Below are 19,857 nucleotides of genomic sequence, written 5' to 3'. Positions count from 1 at the left end.
CATCCAGGCAAAGATCGTCATTCTTGGCGGCGACGGCATCGGCCCCGAAGTCACGCATGAAGGCACGCGCGTTCTCGAAGCGGTCGCCAGCCGTTTCGGCCATGACTTCAGGTTCGAAGCCCACCTGATCGGCGGTGCGGCGATCGACGCGACGCAATCCGCCCTGCCGGCTTCGACGTTGTCCGCGTGCGGCACTGCAGATGCAGTACTGCTCGGCGCCGTGGGCGGCCCGAAGTGGTCGGATCCGAACGCCAAGGTGCGACCCGAACAGGGATTGCTGGCGCTGCGCAAAGGCCTCGGCCTGTTTGCGAACCTGCGTCCCGTCAGCCTGCATACAACGCTGCTCGACGCTTCGCCGCTCAAGCCGGAAGTCCTGCAAGGCACGGACATCATGGTCGTGCGCGAACTGACGGGCGGCATTTATTTCGGCGAGAAAACCCGCACGGCGGACTCCGCGAGCGACCTGTGCACCTACACCGTCGAAGAGATCGAACGTGTCACGCGCGTGGCCGGCCGGCTCGCGATGTCGCGACGTAAATCGATTGCCTCGGTCGACAAGGCCAACGTGCTGGAAACCTCGCGCCTGTGGCGCAGCACGGTCGAACGCGTGCTGGGCAAGGAATTCCCCGAAGTGAAACTGGAACACATGCTGGTCGACTCCGCGGCCATGCATCTCATCCGCAAGCCAGCGAGCTTCGATGTGATCGTCACCGAGAACATGTTCGGCGACATCCTCACCGACGAGGCCTCCATGCTGGCAGGCTCGCTGGGGTTGCTGCCCTCCGCCTCCCTTGGCGCAGGCCGCCTGGGCCTTTATGAGCCCATCCACGGCTCTGCCCCGGACATTGCCGGCCAGGGCATCGCCAACCCCATCGGCACGATCCTGAGCGTCGCCATGCTGCTGCGGCACTCCCTGGAGCTGCCGGCCGAGGCGCAAGTGGTTGAAAAAGCTGTGGCGGACGCCATCGCCGCCGGCCTCCGGACCGCCGATATTGCTGCCGGCAAGGCCGCCCGAACCACCCGCGAAGCGGGCGACGAAGTGGTCAAGCGAATCCTGCAGTAAATCATGTAACTACATGATTTTACAGGCGCCAAAGGGAGTGGCGCCGAGGGGAAAATTTTCTTGCCACAAACCGCGGTGAGGCGGTTATGATCTCCCCGGCTCCGGTGATTCGATCTCTGGCCGGGGCTTCCGCCTTCGGGCAAATCTCCATGTCTCGACCACTACGGTCGAGGTGTCTTTGGTGGAAACAGGGCTCGTGTCGGGTTAGTCCCCAAGGTCGATGACGGCTCCGCCGATATCGCCACGACCGCGCTTCTAGGTTGCCACATCAAGGCCGGCGAAGAGCCGGCCTATTTTTTTGTCCGACGTTCTCAGCGCGGTTCGCGCGTCCACTCTGCGTAGAACGGCGGCAGATCGCGCGGCAGCATCGCCTCGAACCGGGGCGATCGCTTCTCCATGAACGACTGCACGCCCTCCTTGCCGTCGCGCAGGCTCGTGTAGAACACGGCCAGCGAGTCGACGCGATGCGCTTCCAGCGGATGCGCCTGCGCCGAATTGCGATACAGCATCTGGCGTGCGAGCGCGATCGCCACCGGCGAGCGGCTGTCGATGATCCTGCGTGCCAGCTTCTTCGCTTCATCCAGCAGTTGCCCGGGCGGTACGACCGCTTTCACCAGTCTGCCGCGCTGCGCTTCCTGCGCATCGAAGATATCCGCGGTGTAGACCCACTCCAGCGCCTGCGACAGTCCCACGACGCGCGGCAGGAACCAGGACGAACACGCTTCCGGCACGATGCCGATCTTGCCGAAGACGAAGCCGAACTTGGCACTCTCCGACGCCAGGCGAATATCCATCGCCAGCGTCATGGTCGCGCCGATGCCGACGGCAACGCCGTTCACGGCCGCGATGACCGGTTTGGTGCACTCGAAAATGGCCAGCGTCACGCGCCCGCCGGTATCGCGCACACCCTGTTCGATCACCCGGTCGTGAAGCCGGTCGTGCATGTCGTCGAGCGTCGGTCGCTGCGATTCATCCAGTCCGAACACGTTGCCGGACACCGACAGGTCCATGCCGACACAGAAAGCCTTGCCGGCACCAGTGACGATGACGGCGCGGACGTTTTCATCGTCATTGACGCGCCGGAATGCGTGAACCAGTTCGTCCGCCATCTGCGTCGTGAACGCATTCATGCGCTCGGGACGGTTCAGCGTCAGGATCAGCAGGCCGTCGGCCACTTCGTATCGCAGCGTCGCGTAGTCCATCGGATTCTCCGCGCGATCAGGCAGTCGCCATGCGCAGTGCACGCTGCAGCTGTTCGCGGCACTCTGCAACCATCCGCTCGAGCAGTTCGGCACACGTCGGCACGTCGTCGATCAGTCCGATCACCATGCCCGCACTGACGACGCCGCCGTTCACATCGCCTTCGCGCAGCGCGACCTTGCCGCGGGCGCCGGAGACCAGCGGCCTGACTTCCTCGAACTTCGCGCCGCGCTTCTCCATCGCCACGACTTCGTCCGAGATCGCATTCTTGAAGACGCGCGCCGTGTTGTGCATGGTGCGGAACATCAGGTTGGTGTCGCGCTCGGTGGCTTTCACCAGCGCCTGTTTGATGTTGTCGTGCACCGGCGCTTCCTTCGTACACATGAAGCGCGTGCCCATGTTGACGCCCTCCGCGCCGAAGGCGAATGCCGCCGCCATGCTGCGGCCGTCGGCGATACCACCCGAGGCCACGACGGGAATCTTCAACGCCCTCACGGCAGCGGGAATCAGGATCAGGTTGGTGACGTCGTCCTCACCCGGATGGCCTGCGCATTCGAAACCATCGATGCTGACGATGTCGACGCCGTGACGCTCGGCAGACAGCGCATGCCGTACCGACGTGCACTTGTGCACGACCTTGACGCCGTGCTGCTTGAACAGGCCGATGAAATCCTTGGGACTGTTGCCCGCAGTTTCGACGATCTTGATGCCGCTCTCGATGATCGCGCGCATGTACTCGGCATACGGCGGCGGCGTGATCGCGGGCAGGATGGTGAGATTCACGCCGAAGGGCTTGTCCGTCATGCCGCGACAGCGTTCGATTTCGCGGCGCAGGTCATCCGGCGTCGGCTGCGTCAGCGCCGTGAGAATGCCGAGGCCGCCGGCATTGGAAACGGCCGATGCAAGCTCTGCGGTGCCGACCCATTGCATGCCGCCCTGGATGATCGGATATCGAATCCCCAGCAGTTCGCTGACTCGCGTTCTCATTGGCGCCCTGTCGATGTGAAGTACGGGCGCGCAGAGTACTAGAGAGCGATGCAGGCGGGCACTGCCCGCGGCGATTCAGGCAGCGGCGGCGCGATCGAGTCCACCCTGCAGATCGTTGATCAGATCCTCGACGTTCTCGATGCCGACCGACAGGCGCAACAGCGAATCGGAAATGCCGGCACGCAGACGCGCATCGGCCGCCATGCCGGCGTGCGTCATGCTGGCCGGATGCGCGACGAGACTTTCCACACCACCGAGCGATTCGGCGAGCGAGAAGCAACGCAATCCCGTGAGGAACGCGCGCACCTGGGGAATGGCACCTTTGAGTTCGAAACTCACCATCGCACCGAAGCCGCCTTGCTGACGTTTCGCCAGTTCGTGCTGGGGATGCTGCGGCAGCCCCGGATAGAACACCGTACTCACGGCGGGATGGCGATCGAGCAATTCAGCGATTCGCAGCGCATTGCCGCCATGCACGGCGAGCCGGGCGTGCAACGTACGCAGGCCGCGCAGCGTCAGATAGCTGTCGAACGGCGAACCGGTCACGCCGATGCAGTTGGCCCACCACACGAGCTTTTCGTACAGCTCGGTGGTGGCTGCCGCCACGGCGCCGCCGACCACATCGCTGTGACCATTCAGGTACTTCGTCGTCGAATGCAGCACCAGATCGGCGCCGAGCGCGATGGGCTGCTGCCAGGCTGGCGACAGGAAGGTATTGTCGACCAGCACGAGCGCGCCGGCTGCGTGCGCGGACGCCGCGATCTGCCGGATATCGACGATTCGCAGCAATGGATTGCTGGGCGTTTCGATCCAGACGAGTCGCGGGTTCTTCGCCATCGCGGCTGCCAGCGCCGCCGGATCGGTCTGATCGACGAACTCGACCCGCAACACGCCCCGCTTCGACAGCGAATCGAAGAGCCGATACGTTCCGCCATAGCAGTCATGCGGAGCGATCAGCAGCTCATCGCCGTTCAGCAACTGACAGACGAGCGTGACAGCCGCAAGGCCCGATGCCGTAATCACGGCACCTGCCGCGCCTTCGAGCGCCGCAATGGCCTCTCCCAGCGCATCGCGGGTCGGATTGCCCGAGCGCGTGTAGTCGTAAGCGCCCTTCTCGCCGAATGCCTTGAACGCATAGGTCGACGTGAGATGAATCGGCGGCACGACCGCCTTGTGCTGGGTATCGGACTCCAGTGCGGCGCGGACGGCGCGGGTAGCGGAACCGAAGCTGTCGCTCATCGGGCGGTCCCCAGTACATGATCGAAGGCACGACGCAGTTCCTCACGTTCCTTGAGAAAGGCATCGTGGCCATACAGGGAGGAAATCTCGATCAGCTCGGCCGGGCCGCCGAGCTTCGACTGCAATGCGCGCATATCGCTCAACGGCACCAGCTGATCTTCATGAACGCCGATCAGCGTCGTCGGCACCTTGATGCGCGTGGCATCGACGCGGTGCAGGTCGATGGACTCCGACAGGCACAGGAAGGCCTCCGGCAGATACGAAGCCGCATACGCGTCGCCCCGCGCCAGCAGGTAGGTTTCGACCGGAAACTGGAAGCGCCCGTCGATTCGTTCCGGCTCCGCATCGAAGCGCGTGGCGAATTCCTGCGGACTGCGATACGTGGCCATCGCCAATGCTCGTGCCAGGCGCAGGCCTTCGGGACCGTCGTCCTTCTTCAGGGCGTAGCGAACGGTGGCACGCTGCACGCTGCGCCACGCAGTCGCCATCGGATGAGCGCGATCGGCGGCGCTGATCACGACGACATGTGCTACCCGCTCGGGAAACCGTTCGGCAAAAGCCAGAGCGACCATGCCGCCATATGACGCGCCGATCACGGCACGCAACGACTCGATGTTCAGGTGATCGATCAGGTGATGCAGCACGACCGCCTGGTCGTAGGCACTGATCGAGGGAAAATTCGTCTGGCCGCGACCCGGTCCGGTCGTCTCGCCGCTGCCGCCGAGGAAATCGAATCCCAGAACCCGGTGACGTTGGAGATCGAGCGGCGCGCCTGCTCCGACGATGTCGCTCCACCAGCCGCGTGGCGCATTGCCGGTGACATAGCGGCCCGCAGAAATTCCGCCCAATGCAGCGACCACCGGACCGGCTTCGCCGGCGAGTCGCCACGCAATGCGAACGTTGTTGAGCTGACCGCCGAAATGCAGCTTGAAGGCGCCGGCAAGCTCCAGCACGCCTTCCTGGGCGGACGCTTCGCCGGGCGCATCAATGGCCACAGCTGGGCGCACATCAGGCTCTGACAGGGCAACCATCGAAAAGTACTCCAGCACTTCTCTGCCCGGCGGGCAGGAATAGAGGTTTCGCGCATCGCAGAAACCCTACGGAGTACCGTAGCGGCGGGTCGCTGTGAGCCATCTGCAGCCCTTGCGGACATGCAGCTTCACAGCAACTCATCTGTCGGGACCTGACGGTCGCCGCAGGAGTTGGCACCTTTTCGAGGTGGTTAGCCTCGCCGGTTGCCCCGGCATCCAAGGGCCTTACCCTCCGCCGGTCTCGATGAGCGGCCGGCAGTCTAGGGGGCTCGCGGGCGAAGCGTCAAGGAAATCAAACGCATGGGTAACGCCAGGGAGTGGGCTCTTCCTGTGGGGCCGGCTTCAGCCGGCCTGAAAACAGTCAGGCTAAAGCCTGACCCACAGGGAGAAGGCAGCAGCAATCAGCTTGATGCAGTGCCGGCACCATCGATTTCCAGGTTGACAGCTCCGGGAATCATGTAATAGCGTGCTATCACATTATTACGCTCATACGCCTCCGGCTCCTCGATCTCCCATGAAAGAACATCGACTGGTCACGCCGCGCCAGGAAGCGCTGGCGGAGCGCTCGCTTTTCGCCGCTGTTCTGACGTTGAAGAACATCGACGAGTGCAAGTCGTTCTTCCGCGACCTGTGTACGCCGGCAGAACTGCAGGCGCTCGCGGATCGCTGGGCCGTCGTTGGCCTGTTGCAGGACGGCGTGCCCTATCGCGAGATCCACAGGCAGACCGGCGTGAGCGTGACCACCATCGGCCGCGTCGCACGCTATCTCACCAACGGCAACGGCGGTTACTCGCTGGCCGCGGAACGTCTCAAGGAACCTCGGGTCGGCTGAGGCCGGAAAATCATGATCGACAAATCTTCGCGCCTCAAAGTCGCCCTGCAGAAGTCGGGACGCCTCACCGAAAACTCGCTGGACCTGCTGGTCCGCTGCGGCCTGAAATACAGCCGCGGCAAGGATCAGCTCATGTGCTACGGCGAGAACATGCCGCTCGATGTGCTGTTCGTGCGCGACGACGACATTCCGGACCTGGTACAGCAAGACGTCTGCGATCTCGGCATCGTCGGCCTCAATGTCATCGAAGAGAAACGCCTCGCCTTCCAGGCGCGCGGCGTGACGCCGCTGTTCGACCAGGTGATGGTGCTCGACTACGGCAAGTGCCGCCTGTCCATCGCCGTGCCCGATGGCACCGAATACAAGGATGCGAATTCGCTGCGCGGCAAGCGCATCGCGACGACCTATCCGAACATCCTCGGCCGCTTCCTGCGCGAGCGCGACATCAAAGCCGATGTCGTCACGATGTCGGGCGCCGTGGAAATCGCGCCGCGACTGGGCCGTGCCGACTTCATCTGCGACCTCGTCTCCACCGGCTCGACGCTCATCGCCAATCACCTGACCGAAGCGGAAACGGTGATGGAAAGCCAGGCGGCCATCATCAGCACGCCGGTACCCGTGAGCCAGGAAAAACAGGAATGGATTCACCGTCTCACGGTACGCATCGACGGCGTGCAGCAGGTGAAGGAGAGCAAGTACATCATGCTGCACGCGCCGCGCGACCGGCTCACGGAAATCCGCAAGCTGCTGCCCGGCAGCGAGTCGCCGACGATCGTGCCGCTCGATGGCTCGGGCGACAAAGTCGCCGTCCACGCGGTGTGTCGCGAGAACGTGTTCTGGGAAACGCTCGAAAGCCTGAAGGCTGCGGGCGCCAGCGCGATCCTCGTGCTGCCGGTCGAGAAGATGCTGGCATGAGCGCGCTGCCGATCCTGCAATGGTCTTCGATGTCGGCGGACGCGCGACGCGCGGCGTTGCGGCGTCCGGCACAGAGCGACGCCGAACAGCTCACCGCCAGCGTGAAGCGCATCGTGGATGACGTGCGCGCGCGCGGCGACGAAGCCGTGCTCGACTACACGCGCCGTTTCGACTGCCCGACCATCGACACGCTCGACGTGCCGCCGGAAGAATTCGCCTGGGCCGAGTCGCAACTGAACGAAACCCAGAGGGCCGCCCTGCATCGTGCCATCGCGAACGTCAGCCGCTTCCATGTCGCACAGCTCGCCGATCCGATCCGCATCGAGACCTCGCCGGGCGTAGTCTGCGAGCGCCACTTCCGCGCCATCGACGCCGTCGGCCTGTACGTGCCGGCCGGCGTCGCTCCCCTGCCCTCTGCGGCCATCATGCTCGCGGTACCGGCACGCATCGCCGGCTGCACGACGCGCATTCTCTGCACGCCGCCGCGCAAGGACGGGAAAGCCGATCCCGCGGTGCTGGTCGCTGCACGCCTGTGCGGCGTCGATCGCGTGTTCAAGGTCGGCGGCGCACAGGCCATCGCTGCAATGGCCTATGGCACGCAGACGATTCCGAAAGTCGACAAGGTGTTCGGGCCGGGCAATTCCTGGGTGACCGCCGCAAAGCTGCTGGTATCGAACGATCCCGATGGCGCCGCACTCGATCTGCCCGCTGGACCGTCGGAAGTGCTGGTGATCGCCGACGAATCGGCGCGCGCGACCTTCGTAGCGGCGGATCTGCTGGCGCAGGCCGAACACAGCGCCGATGCACAGGTCGTGCTCGTCACCACTTCGACCCGGCTCGCACAGGACACCATCGAAGAACTGGAGCGGCAGATGCAGCGCCTCGGCCGCGAAAGCACGCTGCGTGAGTCGATCCAGCACAGTCGCATCATCGCGGTGGAGTCGCTGGAACAGGCATTCGAAGTCAGCAACGACTACGCGCCCGAACACTTGATCGTCCAGGTCGGGAATGCGCGCGCCTGGCTACCGAAGATCCGCAACGCCGGCTCGGTGTTCCTCGGCGCCTGGACGCCGGAATCCATGGGCGACTACTGCAGCGGCACCAATCACGTCCTGCCGACTTACGGGTTCGCGCGTGCCTACAGCGGCCTGTCGATGACGGACTTCATGCGTCGCATGACGGTACAGGAACTGACCGACGACGGACTGCGCGATCTCGGCCCCACGGCGATCACCATCGCCGAGCTCGAAGGCCTCGATGCGCACGCCAATGCCGTGCAGGTTCGTCTCGATCATCTCGACGGAGCGGACCGCGCATGATCCGCATCCTCGAACGTGCCCGCCCCGACATTCTCACGCTGCGTCCGTACGAACACGCCGCCTGGGAGCCGTCGCTCGAACGCATGCACGCGAACGAGATGCCCTGGCGCGCGACGGAAGATGCGACACACGCCGGGCTCAATCGCTATCCGGAACCGCAGCCGGAGGAACTGATCCAGCATCTCGCCGAACTCTACGGTGTCGAACCCCGCAATGTGCTCGCAGGCCGCGGCAGCGACGAAGGCATCGATCTGCTGGTACGTGCATTCTGTCGCGCCGGTCGGGACAGTGTCGTGATCTGTCCGCCGACCTTCGGCATGTACAAGGTGTCGGCGCGCATCCAGGGCGCGGACGTCATCGAAGTGCCGTTGTTGAAGGAACGCGGCTATGCACTCGATGTCGAGCGGGTACTCGCAGCCTGGAACGAGAACGTCAAGATCGTCTTCGTGTGCTCGCCGAACAACCCGACCGGCAATCTCATGGATCGCCGCGCAATCGAAACCCTCTGCGAACGACTCGCGAACAAGGCCGTCGTGGTCGTCGATGAAGCCTACGTCGAGTTCGCAAAGGTCGAGAGCTTCGCGCAGTCGCTCGCGCGGTTCGAAAACCTGGTGGTGCTGCGAACGCTGTCGAAGGCCTACGCGCTGGCCGGCGCGCGTTGCGGCGCCTTGCTGGCCCATGAAGACATCGTTGAACTGCTCGCGCGCGTCATCACGCCGTATGCCTTGCCCACCCAGACCATCGAATCCGTGCTGACGTTCACCAACGCGACGCATCGCGCCGAAGCGGACAAGCGCATCGCCGACATTCTCGAGCAACGTGAGCGCCTGTTGCCGGAACTGACGCGCGCCCCTGCGATTCGCCGCGCCTGGCCGAGCGATTCGAATTTCATTCTCGTCGACTGCGTCGATGCCGACGCCGTGTTCAAAGCCGCCGTTGGCGCGGGCCTGATCATCCGCGATCCGCGCTCGAACCCGCTGCTCGCCAGCTGCCTGCGCATTTCCGTCGGCACCGCCGAACAGAACACGCGCCTGCTGCAGGCGATCGGCGCCATCGCCACCCTTGCCGGAGATGCAGCATGAGCGGCAGGAAAATCCTGTTCATCGATCGCGACGGCACGATCATCGAAGAGCCGGCCGATTTCCAGATCGACAGCCTGCCCAAGCTCAGGCTGGTGCGCGACGTGATTCCGGCCCTGCTGCGCCTGCAGGAAGCCGGCTATCGCTTCGTCATGGTCAGCAACCAGGACGGATTGGGTACCGCCAGTTTTCCCGAACCGACCTTCCGCGAGCCGCACGAATTCCTGCAGACACTGCTCGGCTCGCAGGGCATCCGCTTCGATGCCGAGTTCATCTGCCCACATTTACCGGCCGATAACTGCGGCTGCCGCAAGCCGAAGGCCGGCCTGCTCGACGACTATCTGCGCACGACGGACATCGACCGCGCCAACAGCTACGTCATCGGCGATCGCGAGACCGATCTCGAACTGGCCCGCAACATCGGTGTCGCCGGGTTGCGCATCGGCACGGATCTCGGCTGGCGCGAGATCGCGGCACGCCTCACCGCACCGAACCGTCGCGCGACGATCGATCGCAAGACCAAGGAAACCGACATTCGCGTTGCCGTCGATCTCGACAAGGAATCGCCGATCCATGTCACGACCGGCCTGGGATTCTTCGACCACATGCTCGAGCAGATCGCCAAGCACGGCGGCTTCTCGCTGGAACTGACCTGCAAGGGCGATCTGCACATCGACGAACATCACACAGTCGAGGACTGCGCGCTCGCGCTCGGCCAGGCGCTGAAGGCTGCGCTCGGCGACAAGCGCGGCATCCATCGCTACGGCTTCGTGCTGCCGATGGATGAGGCGCTGGTGCAGGTCGCCATCGATCTGTCGGGACGACCCTACTTCGTCTTCGAAGGCAAATTCGGCCGCGATTCCGTCGGCCAGCTGCCGACCGAACTCGTGCCGCATTTCTTCCGCTCGCTGGCGGAAACACTCGGCGCCGCGATCAACATCAAGGTCGAAGGCGACAACACGCACCACATGATCGAGGCCTGCTTCAAGGGAGTGGGCCGTACATTGCGCCAGGCATTCCGTATCACCGATACGGAACTGCCCAGCACCAAGGGAACGCTGTGAACTCAGGTCTCGCCATCATCGACAGCGGCGGCGCCAATATCGCGTCGCTGCAAATGGCCGTCGAACGACTCGGCGTGCCGGCCGATCTCACGACCGATCCGGAACGCCTGCGCCGCGCCAGCCACGTGATCCTGCCGGGCGTCGGCGCGGCGGCGGATTGCATGGGCCGGCTGCAGCAGGCCGGCCTCGTCGACACGATCCGCGAACTGCGCCAGCCGCTGCTCGGCATCTGCGTCGGCATGCAGTTGCTGTTCGAGTCGTCGGAAGAAGGCGACGTGCCGTGCCTCGGCCTGCTGCCCGGTCGCGTACGCCGGCTGCCGCAGCGCGATGGCCTGCCCGTGCCGCACATGGGCTGGAACCAGCTCGAATTCGATCGACCCTCGCCGCTGCTGAACGACATTGCCGCCGGCGACTACGTCTACTTCGTCCACAGCTATGCCGCGCCGCTGAGCGAACACACGCTCGCAACGACGACTTACGGCGATGCGTTCACGGCCGTCGTCCGGCGCGGCAACGTCCACGGCGCGCAATTCCATCCCGAGCGCTCGGCCCGCGTCGGCGCGCAACTGCTCCGCAATTTCCTGCAACTGTAGATTCCATGGAACTCATTCCTGCCATCGATCTGAAGGAAGGCCGCTGTGTCCGCCTGTTCCAGGGCGACTTCGCCGCCGAAACCGTCTACTCGACCGAACCGGCCGATGTTCTCTCGCGCTATGTCGCGCTCGGAGCGCGCCGCGTGCATGTCGTCGATCTCGACGGCGCCCGCGACGGACAACAGCGCAACCGCACGATCATCGGCGACCTCGCCGCAGCGAAGCGCGCGAAGCTGCAGGTCGGCGGCGGATTGCGCACACTCGACCGCGTGCGCGAGCTGCTGCAGTCGGGCATCGAGCGCGCCGTCATCGGCAGCGTTGCGGTGACCGCGCCCGAGGAAGTGATGCGCTGGATGGGCGAGGTCGATCCCAAGAAGATCGTGCTCGCCTTCGATGTGCGCATCGATGCATCGGGCGCACCGATGCTGACCACGCACGGCTGGCAGCAGACCAGCGACACGGTGCTGTGGAAAGCCGTGGAAAAATTCATGAAGGCCGGACTCGGCCACGTGCTGTGCACCGACATCGCTCGCGACGGCGCCCTCACTGGCCCGAACTGCGAACTCTATGCCGACGCGGTGCGACGCTTTCCCGAACTGCAATGGCAGGCCTCGGGCGGCGTCAGCGAAGCGCGCGATCTGCACGCCTTGCGAGACTGTGGCGTCGCCGCCGTGATCAGCGGCAAGGCGATGCTGGAAAACCGGATCACTGCCGAGGAGCTGCGGCCATTCTTGCCAAACGCATCATCCCCTGCCTCGACGTAAGAGACGGGCAGGTCGTCAAGGGCGTGCGCTTCCGCGACCACGTGGTCGTGGGCGACATTCTCGAACTCGCCACGCGCTATCGCGACGAAGGCGCGGACGAGCTCGTGTTCTACGACATCACCGCGAGTCCCGACGGGCGCTCGGTGGATCGCAGCTGGGTGAGTCGTGTCGCGCGGATTCTCGACATTCCCTTCTGCGTCGCCGGCGGCATCCGCTCCGTCGCCGATGCGGAGGAAGTGCTGGGCGAAGGCGCGGAAAAAATTTCGATCAACTCGCCCGCGCTGGCCGATCCGGAACTGATCTCGCGACTCAGTGCGCGGTTCGGTGTGCAATGTGTCGTTGTCGGCATCGACAGCCAGACGCTCGATGGCGACTACTTCGTCTACCAGTTCACGGGCGATCCGACCCGCACACGCAACACGGCGCGCCGCACGCTCGACTGGGTGCGCGAAGTGCAGGAGCGCGGCGCCGGCGAGATCGTGCTGAACTGCATGGCCAGCGACGGCGTCCGCGCCGGCTATGACCTTGCACAGCTTCAGGCCGTGCGACGACTGTGTCATGTGCCGCTGATCGCTTCGGGCGGCGCTGGTGCGCCGGAACATTTCGAGCGCGTATTCACCGAAGCACAGGTCGACGGCGCGCTCGCCGCGAGCGTGTTTCACAGCGGCGCCATCGCCATTCCGACACTCAAGACTTACCTGCGACAGCATTCGATCGAGATCCGGCCATGAACATTGCAGAGATCGATACGCTCGACTGGCGCAAGGGCGACGGCCTGCTGCCCGCCATCGTGCAGGACGCGACGTCCGGTCAGGTACTGATGCTCGGCTTCGTGAATGCGGAGTCGCTGCGCCAGACGCTGGAAAGCGGACGTGTGACTTTCTTCAGCCGCAGCAAGAACCGCCTGTGGACCAAGGGGGAAACTTCCGGAAACTTCCTGCACGTCGTTGCCGTCTCCGCCGACTGCGATCGCGATTCGTTGCTGATCACCGCGCGACCGGACGGCCCCACCTGCCACACTGGCACGAAGAGCTGCTTCGGCGACGAGATCGGCACGGATGCGACGTCGGTGGCGTTCCTGAGCCGGCTCGAAGCCGTGCTGGCGCAGCGTATCGCCGAGCGACCGGAAGGCAGCTATACCGCACGCCTCTGGTCTGAGGGAACGACGCGCATGGCGCAGAAAGTGGGCGAGGAAGGCGTCGAGGTGGCGCTGGCGGCCGTGACGCAGGAAGACGATCGACTGGTCAGCGAATCAGCCGACCTGCTCTATCACCTGACGCTGTTGTTGAAGAATCGCGGCCTGTCGCTGGCGAAGGTCGTGGGAGAGCTCGAGCAGCGGCATCGCAGCAAGCCGTAGCGATCTTCCTCTTCTTCCTGTGGGGCCGGCTTCAGCCGGCCTGGGAACTGTCAGACTGAAGCCTGACCTACAGGAAGACCTCAGATCAGGAATTCCTGCGCCGGCTCGCGCAGGTTGTAGGTCGAACTCATCGCCCGGCCGTAAGCACCCGCGGTCGCAATCAACAGCACATCGCCTTCCTGCGTCGGCGGCAGCAGTCGATCCAGGCCGAGCTGATCACCGCTTTCGCAGATCGGGCCCACCACATTCACGACTTCCGTGGCGAGATCATCGAGGCGCGTGAGATTCAGGATCTCGTGATGCGCACCATACAGCGCCGGACGGATCAGCGAGTTCATGCCGGTGGCAACACCGACGTACTGCACTTCGCCCTTGCCCTTGAGCTGTGTTACCTGCGCCAGCAGCACGCCGGCCTCGGCCACGAGGTAGCGGCCCGGCTCGATCCAGAGCTTCAGTTTCGGATGCGCCGTCTTGAGTGCGGCGAGCGCGGCACCGAATTCGGCGAGGACGACGCCCTGTTGTCCAAGACGTTCCGGCACGCCCAGGCCACCGCCCAGATCGACCGTGTGAACGTCCGGGAAGCGCTGAGTGAGTCCGGTGAGGATCTCGCCCACCGACTGCCAGTTGTCGACACTGAATACACCGCTGCCAGTGTGCGCATGCAGGCCGACGACGCGCGCGCCGCTCGACTTCACCAGCCGCTCCAGTTCATCCATTTCGAACAGCGGCACGCCGAACTTCGAGTGCACGCCGGCGGTACGGACCTTGTCGTGATGACCGCGGCCATAGCCGGTATCGATGCGCACGAACACGTCGCGGCCCTTGAACAGTTCCGGCCAGGCCTTGAGCGGATGCAGATTGTCGAGCGTGACCCAGATGCCCTGCTCGAGCCCCCAGGCATATTCATCGCGCGGGGCGAAATTCGGCGTGAACAGGATCTTCTTGCGATCGAGGCCGGGCAGCGTCTCGATGACGTGCTCGACCTCGTTGCGCGATACGCATTCGAAGCCCAGGCCCTGTTGCTGGAACAGCTTCAGGATCTCCGGATGCCAGTTGGCCTTGAGCGCGTAGAAAACGTCGTCGATGCCGGGCAGTGCCTTCAGCGCCTGCGCACGTGCCGTCAGCGTGGCGCGGTCATAGACGAAGGCGGCGCCGTGCTTGCGTCCGAGTTCGACCAGATCGTTGCGACGTACGTGCCACCACTGCGCGGAGGTGTCGGTTGCCTTGTTGGCACCGCCATAGAGTTCTTCCCAGGTCGGCCCGAGCACGCGATCGGCCGTCATCTTGCGGATGGCGATTTCGTGCAGGCGCGACACCAGCCGGTCGCCCTGCTCTTCGTCGATCACGAACGTGATGTTCAGATCGTTCGCGGCCTGCGTGACCAGATAGATCTTCTGCTCCTCGAACAGCTCCAGCGCGTCGCCGAGCCGATGCAGGATGGCGCGGATGTTCCGGCCAACGAGGCTGACTGCGGCGCACGGACCGATCACCTGCACGCGACAGATCTTGCCCAGATCCAGCGTCAGCGCATCGAGCGCAGCCTTGGTCAGCGTGTTGGCGGCCGGATCGAGCGATACCGTGACGCTGGTTTCCGAGGTCGACACCAGGTCGATCGAAATGCCGTGATCCTTGAACACCTGGAACGCATCGGCGAGGAAGCCGACCGAATGCCACATCCCGACCGTCTCCATCGAGATCAGCGTGATGTTCTTCTTGATGGTGACGGCCTTGACCTGCGCGGCGACATTGCCGCCCTGAGCCGAGATCACCGTGCCTTCGAGCTTCGGCGTCTGGGTCGCATAGACATACAGCGGAATGCCGTACTGCTTGACCGGCATGATGCAGCGCGGGTGCAGCACCTTGGCGCCGCTGCTGGCGATTTCCTGTGCCTCGTCGTACTCGAGCGCACGCAGCAGGCGCGCCGTGGCAACCGAGCGCGGGTTGGCGCTGAACATGCCCGGCACGTCGGTCCAGATTTCCAGCCGGCGTGCCTGCAGTTTCGCGGCGAGATAGCTGCCCGAGGTGTCCGAGCCGCCGCGACCGAGCAGGACGGTGTCGCCGTTGTCGTCGCTGGCGATGAAGCCCTGCGTGATCCATACCGTGCCGGGCGAGGACCAGCGGCGCTGCAGTTCGACGTCGGGTTCGTAGCTGCAGGTCGCCGACAGGTAGCTCGACCGCGTATTGGCATTGCGCCGCGATTCCGCCTTGAGCACCGTGCGCACGTCCACCCACTGCACATCGAGTCCCTGCGCCGTGAGGAAGGCGGCGCCCAGGCGCGTCGCCATCAGCTCGCCCTGTGCCATCACGCGCGCGTGCAGCCGCTCGCTCACTTCGCCGACCAGCGAAATGCCGGCGGCGATCTGGCGCAGCCGCTTGAACTGGTCTTCGAGATCGGGGGAAGGAACGATGCCGAGATCGCGCGCCAGATCGCGATGGCGCTGTTCGATCTGGTCCATCACCGGTTGCCATTCGCCGCCCAGGGCCTGCGACAGCAATTGTTCGAGACGATCGGTGATGCCGGAGAGCGCGGAATGGACGACGACCGGACGCAGCCCCTCTGCCAGCCGGTCGCGCAGCACGCCGGCGACATTCTTCCAGTTGGCCGCGGAGGACACGCTGGTGCCTCCGAACTTGAGCACGGCCCACGGTGAAGTGCTGGGCGTAGTACCCGTGACGGAATCAGCGGTCGTCATAGAAACCCCATCTGCCTGAACGAGGGACGTGCGGCGTCACGTCCCTGAATCTTGTCTGCCGGCCCGCAGGCCTATTCTTCGTCTTCGAAGTCGTTGAGTTCTTTTTTCAGGCGGCGCTCGGCCAGCACGTCTTCCAGCTTGCTCCAGGCGGCCTTGCCTTTCTTGGTGTCTTTCGAGGCGCTGGGGCGGGCGCGCCGATTGTCGATGAATCGATCGAAATTCTGATCCTCATCGCTCTCCGCGACGAAGTCATCATCGATATCGAAGTGCTCGTCGTCTCTCTCCACCATGATGGTTCCTGGAAAAATCCTGAAAAATCAACTAGATCGGGACCGGCGGGGACCCGCGGCCTGCGGACTATATACGATGCGCCGCCGTTTTCAATGGCTGGTTTGTCGCCGTGACGGGACGTCTTTCCACGCCTGCGGGCGGCCCTGCCTCAATGGCATTGGGCGTCGCGGATTCAAGGGCTTGGGACAGATCGGCGGGCGCCGATTCAGCGATTCGAAACGACGACCGGCGCGCCCCGCCCCAGGCCCAGGCCGTCGGCAGCACTCTGCTCGGCCCGGGCCAGTTCCACGACGCCGAAGGAATTGATCAGGGCCAGGTATTCGCCCGGTTTGACGTCGCCATAGGTCCGCCGCAGGGGAAAGCTGTGGCCGGCCGTACGGACCACTGCGTGACTGAATCGCTCGATCAGCGAAGCGTCGATGTTGCTGATGAGATTGCCGAAATGGTCGATCGTGATGATGACGCCCGACACCTGTTCGGGCGTGCTGGTGGGCTCATCCACCCAGGCCGGCACGATGTCCGTCGTTGCCGGGCCAAGGTCCGCCATGGCAATACGCCCGGCAGCCATCTCTGCAGCCACGGGCGCGAAGATGTCCCGCCCGTGGAAAGTGGCACTGGGCGTGGGCAGCTGCAGCCGTTGGCGGATCCGGGACAGGTCCAGGCGACAGATCCGGGCGGACGCAGCCCGATTCACGACCGGTGCCAGCAGGCCGTTGTCCGGCGCCAGGAAGCCGTGGCCGTCCGCCTCGACCGCAATGATGTCGCGATTGGTGCCGACTCCCGGATCCACCACGGCCACATGAACGGTCCCTGCCGGAAAGTACTGATAGGAGCGGGACAGCCAGAACCCGGCTTCGGCCGGCCAGTAGACCGGCACCTCGTGAGTGACGTCGATGATGCGGGCGTCCGGCAGCCGCGCCAGCATGCGCCCTTTCATCGTGGCGACGAATGGCCCCTGGTGGCCGAAATCCGTCGTGATGGTGATGACGCCGCTGGGCGCGAACATCGACGCTGCTCAGCCGGCCTGGTACTCGAATCGTCCGAAATCCTCCACCACGACGCCGCGCTGCGTGGCGATGAGCCGGAACGCCGCATCGCCCGGTGCGACCTTCCACACATCGACGTGCAGCGGTTCGCCCGGATAGACCGGACTGGTGAAGCGCAGGTCGAGCCGGCGCAGGCGCTGCGGCTCGTCATTGCACAGCGCCTTGATCAGCGCGCGCCCGACCATGCCGTAGGCCGCCAGCCCATGCAGGATGGGACGATCGAAACCGGCCTGCCCCGCGACCTCGGGATCGATGTGCAGCGGGTTGTAGTCGCCGGACAGCCGGTAGATCAGCGCCTGGTTCAGCGACGTATGGACAGGCACCTGCAGATCGGCGGCGCGATCCGCGGGTACCGGGCGCGGCTTCGGCGCGCCCTCGCCCTTGCCGCCGAATCCCCCATTGCCGCGCAGGAAAACCACGTTGCCCAGCGTCACCAGCAGATCGCCCGAGGCCTTGTCGAACAGCTTGCGCGTGGAATACAGCACCGCGCCCTTGCTCGCACCCTTGTCGTAGATCTCGTCGATCTTGCCTTCGCTGACGACCGTGCCTTCGGGCGGCAGCGTTTTGTGCACCTGCAGCGACTGCTCGCCGTGCAGCAGCATCGTGTAATTCACGCCGAACTTCGGATCCGACAATTTCATGGCGCCCGCGCCGAGCACGACGGCCTGCATCGGCAGCGCCACCAGGCCCTTCTCGTAGACGTACCTGAGTTCGTTGCGATCGAACGGATCGGCGGCGCCGACGCCCAGGCCCAGCGCATAGAGAATGGTGTCGCGCTTGGTGTACGTCTCCGTCACGGATTCGACAGGCAGGCGCATCAGACGGTCGTAATCGAGAGACATGAGCATCCTCGGTCAGGAAAGGCGGGGCGCTGATTGTCCACGAAGTGCGCCGGTGCGGACTACTGCGCAGAAAAAATTTCACGGTCGTTGCGCGTGCCGGAACGCATCCAGTAGCATCGGCCCCGCGCATGTAACTGGCGTAGATGGAATAACCATCGGGAAGCATGCGTGCAGAGCCCGCCTCTGCCGACCGCCGCTCGCCTGGGCACCTTGTCCAACCTCTTCACAGGAGCGAGCCGGTCATGCAATCCACTCTCGATCTTCTCAAGCTCAGCGACCCCGACGTCCACGCCGCGATCCTCGGCGAGGAACAGCGCCAGCGCGAAGGCCTCGAACTGATTCCGTCCGAGAACTACGCCTTCCCCGAGGTCTACGCCACCAACGGCAGCGCCTTCGCCAACAAGTACGCCGAGGGCTATCCGGGCCGTCGCTATTACGGCGGCCAGACGTTCACCGATCGCATCGAAACGCTCGCCATCGCACGTGCGAAGTCCCTCTTCCGCGCCGAACACGCCAACGTGCAGCCGCTCAGCGGTTCGCCGATGAACCAGGCCGTGTACATGGCGTGCCTGCAGCCCGGCGACACCGTGCTGGCGATGGACCTGTCGCACGGCGGTCATCTCACGCACGGCGCGCCGGTGTCGGCGATGGGTCGCATTTTCAACTTCGTGCGCTACAAGACGGCGCCGCCCGACGGTCACCTCGATTACGACCACGTGCGCGAGATTGCACGGGAAGTTCGTCCGAAGCTCGTGCTGTGCGGACACTCCTCGTATCCGCGCGAACTCGACTACGCGCGCTTTCGCGCGATTGCCGACGAAGTCGGCGCGCTGGCCATGGCCGACGTGTCGCACATCGGCGGCCTGATCGCCGGCGGCGCATTGGCGAATCCGCTCGACGCCGGTTTCGACGTCGTCACCACGACGACGCACAAGTCGCTGCGCGGACCGCGCGGCGGCCTGATTCTCTGCAAGGCCGCGCTGGGACCGCGCATCGACCAGGCCGTGTTCCCGGGAATGCAGGGCGGGCCGCACATGAACGCCGTGGCAGGCATTGCCGTGACATTGAAGCTGGCCGCCGGGCCGGCGTTCAAAGCGTACGCACAACAGGTGATTCGTAACGCACAGCAGCTCGCGGCGGCGCTGCTCGAACGCGGCTGCACACTGATCACCGGCGGTACCGAGAATCATCTGCTGGTGATCGACACGATCCGTTCGTTCGATCTGGATGGCCGCGTGGCGGAAACGGCGCTCGATGCCGCGGGACTCACCGTGAACAAGCAGGTGATTCCGGATGATCCGCGACCGCCGCTGCGACCGAGCGGCATCCGGCTCGGCACGCCGGCCATGACGACGCGCGGCCTGCGCGAGGCGCAGATGACGCAGGTGGCGGAATGGATGGTGCGCGCGCTCAGGGCCGCGTCGGATGAGGCGGCGTTGCAGCAGATTCATGCGGAGGTGCGCGAACTCTGCGGCCGCTTTCCGGTGCCTGGCCTGGATTGAGCACATCTGTTCTTACTGTGGGGCCGGCTTCAGCCGGCCT

General features: G+C 64.7%; 19 protein-coding genes and 2 riboswitches. Of the genes, 11 read left to right on the top strand and 8 right to left on the bottom strand.

Annotated features, from left to right (window positions below; genetic code table 11):
• Position 1 precedes the first annotated feature (1 nt).
• Complete coding sequence (leuB, locus tag V7D81_RS01760) at positions 2 to 1,063, top strand: 3-isopropylmalate dehydrogenase (RefSeq protein WP_324314170.1); 1,062 nt, start codon at positions 2 to 4, stop codon at positions 1,061 to 1,063.
• Between the two features lie 311 nt (positions 1,064 to 1,374).
• Here leuB and V7D81_RS01755 read toward each other — a convergent pair whose 3' ends face one another.
• From V7D81_RS01755 to metX, 4 genes are all read right to left on the bottom strand, one after another.
• Complete coding sequence (locus V7D81_RS01755; RefSeq protein ID WP_324314062.1) at positions 1,375 to 2,265, bottom strand: crotonase/enoyl-CoA hydratase family protein; 891 nt, start codon at positions 2,263 to 2,265, stop codon at positions 1,375 to 1,377.
• Positions 2,266 to 2,281: 16 nt separating this feature from the next.
• Positions 2,282 to 3,250, bottom strand: a complete 969-nt coding sequence (locus V7D81_RS01750) for an NAD(P)H-dependent flavin oxidoreductase (RefSeq protein ID WP_324314061.1) — start codon at positions 3,248 to 3,250, stop codon at positions 2,282 to 2,284.
• Positions 3,251 to 3,325: 75 nt separating this feature from the next.
• A complete protein-coding gene (gene metB / locus V7D81_RS01745; RefSeq protein WP_324314060.1) occupies positions 3,326 to 4,489 on the bottom strand; it encodes a cystathionine gamma-synthase in 1,164 nt (387 codons plus the stop codon).
• Positions 4,486 to 5,484 carry a homoserine O-succinyltransferase MetX gene (gene metX / locus V7D81_RS01740; RefSeq protein WP_324314059.1) on the bottom strand — a complete coding sequence of 333 codons (999 nt, stop codon included), beginning with the start codon at positions 5,482 to 5,484 and terminating at the stop codon, positions 4,486 to 4,488. Before metX ends, metB begins: the two co-directional genes overlap by 4 nt.
• A 171-nt stretch (positions 5,485 to 5,655) precedes the next feature.
• A riboswitch (SAM riboswitch) is annotated at positions 5,656 to 5,771 on the bottom strand.
• A 263-nt stretch (positions 5,772 to 6,034) separates the two neighbouring features.
• Between metX and V7D81_RS01735 the strand changes: the two genes are divergently transcribed.
• The 9 genes from V7D81_RS01735 to hisIE are packed head-to-tail and all read left to right on the top strand — an operon-like array spanning position 6,035 to position 13,443.
• Positions 6,035 to 6,352 (top strand): YerC/YecD family TrpR-related protein, encoded by a 318-nt coding sequence (locus tag V7D81_RS01735; RefSeq protein ID WP_324314058.1) that lies wholly within the window; start codon positions 6,035 to 6,037, stop codon positions 6,350 to 6,352.
• A gap of 15 nt (positions 6,353 to 6,367) precedes the next feature.
• A complete protein-coding gene (gene hisG / locus V7D81_RS01730) occupies positions 6,368 to 7,267 on the top strand; it encodes an ATP phosphoribosyltransferase (RefSeq protein ID WP_442958328.1) in 900 nt (299 codons plus the stop codon).
• Positions 7,264 to 8,586 carry a histidinol dehydrogenase gene (gene hisD / locus V7D81_RS01725; RefSeq protein ID WP_324314055.1) on the top strand — a complete coding sequence of 441 codons (1,323 nt, stop codon included), beginning with the start codon at positions 7,264 to 7,266 and terminating at the stop codon, positions 8,584 to 8,586. The genes hisG and hisD overlap by 4 nt, the downstream gene beginning before the upstream one ends.
• A complete protein-coding gene (gene hisC / locus V7D81_RS01720) occupies positions 8,583 to 9,668 on the top strand; it encodes a histidinol-phosphate transaminase (RefSeq protein ID WP_324314053.1) in 1,086 nt (361 codons plus the stop codon). The genes hisD and hisC overlap by 4 nt, the downstream gene beginning before the upstream one ends.
• Positions 9,665 to 10,729, top strand: a complete 1,065-nt coding sequence (hisB, locus tag V7D81_RS01715) for a bifunctional histidinol-phosphatase/imidazoleglycerol-phosphate dehydratase HisB (protein WP_324314052.1) — start codon at positions 9,665 to 9,667, stop codon at positions 10,727 to 10,729. The genes hisC and hisB overlap by 4 nt, the downstream gene beginning before the upstream one ends.
• Positions 10,726 to 11,322: an imidazole glycerol phosphate synthase subunit HisH gene (gene hisH, locus V7D81_RS01710; RefSeq protein WP_324314051.1), complete on the top strand. Its 597-nt coding sequence runs from the start codon at positions 10,726 to 10,728 to the stop codon at positions 11,320 to 11,322. Before hisB ends, hisH begins: the two co-directional genes overlap by 4 nt.
• 5 nt (positions 11,323 to 11,327) lie before the next feature.
• Entirely contained in the window at positions 11,328 to 12,086 is a 759-nt protein-coding gene (hisA, locus tag V7D81_RS01705) for a 1-(5-phosphoribosyl)-5-[(5-phosphoribosylamino)methylideneamino]imidazole-4-carboxamide isomerase (protein ID WP_324314050.1), read from the top strand.
• Entirely contained in the window at positions 12,050 to 12,817 is a 768-nt protein-coding gene (gene hisF, locus V7D81_RS01700; protein WP_349257591.1) for an imidazole glycerol phosphate synthase subunit HisF, read from the top strand. The genes hisA and hisF overlap by 37 nt, the downstream gene beginning before the upstream one ends.
• Positions 12,814 to 13,443 carry a bifunctional phosphoribosyl-AMP cyclohydrolase/phosphoribosyl-ATP diphosphatase HisIE gene (hisIE, locus tag V7D81_RS01695; RefSeq protein ID WP_324314048.1) on the top strand — a complete coding sequence of 210 codons (630 nt, stop codon included), beginning with the start codon at positions 12,814 to 12,816 and terminating at the stop codon, positions 13,441 to 13,443. The genes hisF and hisIE overlap by 4 nt, the downstream gene beginning before the upstream one ends.
• 80 nt (positions 13,444 to 13,523) lie before the next feature.
• Here hisIE and V7D81_RS01690 read toward each other — a convergent pair whose 3' ends face one another.
• The 4 genes from V7D81_RS01690 to V7D81_RS01675 form a co-directional block, all read right to left on the bottom strand.
• The gene (locus tag V7D81_RS01690; RefSeq protein ID WP_324314047.1) at positions 13,524 to 16,136 is read right to left on the bottom strand and encodes a bifunctional aspartate kinase/diaminopimelate decarboxylase; all 2,613 of its coding nucleotides are present in this window, start codon (positions 16,134 to 16,136) and stop codon (positions 13,524 to 13,526) included.
• A gap of 71 nt (positions 16,137 to 16,207) precedes the next feature.
• On the bottom strand, positions 16,208 to 16,426 hold the full coding sequence (locus V7D81_RS01685) for a hypothetical protein (RefSeq protein ID WP_324314046.1): 219 nt from the start codon (positions 16,424 to 16,426) through the stop codon (positions 16,208 to 16,210).
• A gap of 206 nt (positions 16,427 to 16,632) precedes the next feature.
• A complete protein-coding gene (locus V7D81_RS01680) occupies positions 16,633 to 17,433 on the bottom strand; it encodes an SAM hydrolase/SAM-dependent halogenase family protein (RefSeq protein WP_324314045.1) in 801 nt (266 codons plus the stop codon).
• 9 nt (positions 17,434 to 17,442) lie between these two features.
• Positions 17,443 to 18,315 (bottom strand): MaoC/PaaZ C-terminal domain-containing protein, encoded by an 873-nt coding sequence (locus tag V7D81_RS01675; RefSeq protein WP_324314043.1) that lies wholly within the window; start codon positions 18,313 to 18,315, stop codon positions 17,443 to 17,445.
• Positions 18,316 to 18,435: 120 nt separating this feature from the next.
• A riboswitch (ZMP/ZTP riboswitch) is annotated at positions 18,436 to 18,529 on the top strand.
• Positions 18,530 to 18,557: 28 nt separating this feature from the next.
• Here V7D81_RS01675 and glyA point away from each other — a divergent pair.
• Positions 18,558 to 19,817, top strand: coding sequence for a serine hydroxymethyltransferase (glyA, locus tag V7D81_RS01670; protein WP_324314042.1), 1,260 nt, complete (start codon positions 18,558 to 18,560; stop codon positions 19,815 to 19,817).
• Positions 19,818 to 19,857 lie beyond the last annotated feature (40 nt).

Source organism: Povalibacter sp. (assembly GCF_036735925.1).
In the GTDB taxonomy this organism is placed as follows: Bacteria; Pseudomonadota; Gammaproteobacteria; order Steroidobacterales; family Steroidobacteraceae; genus Steroidobacter.
Note: the sequence above shows the minus strand (reverse complement) of the source record. Positions and strands in the feature narration are given on the sequence as shown.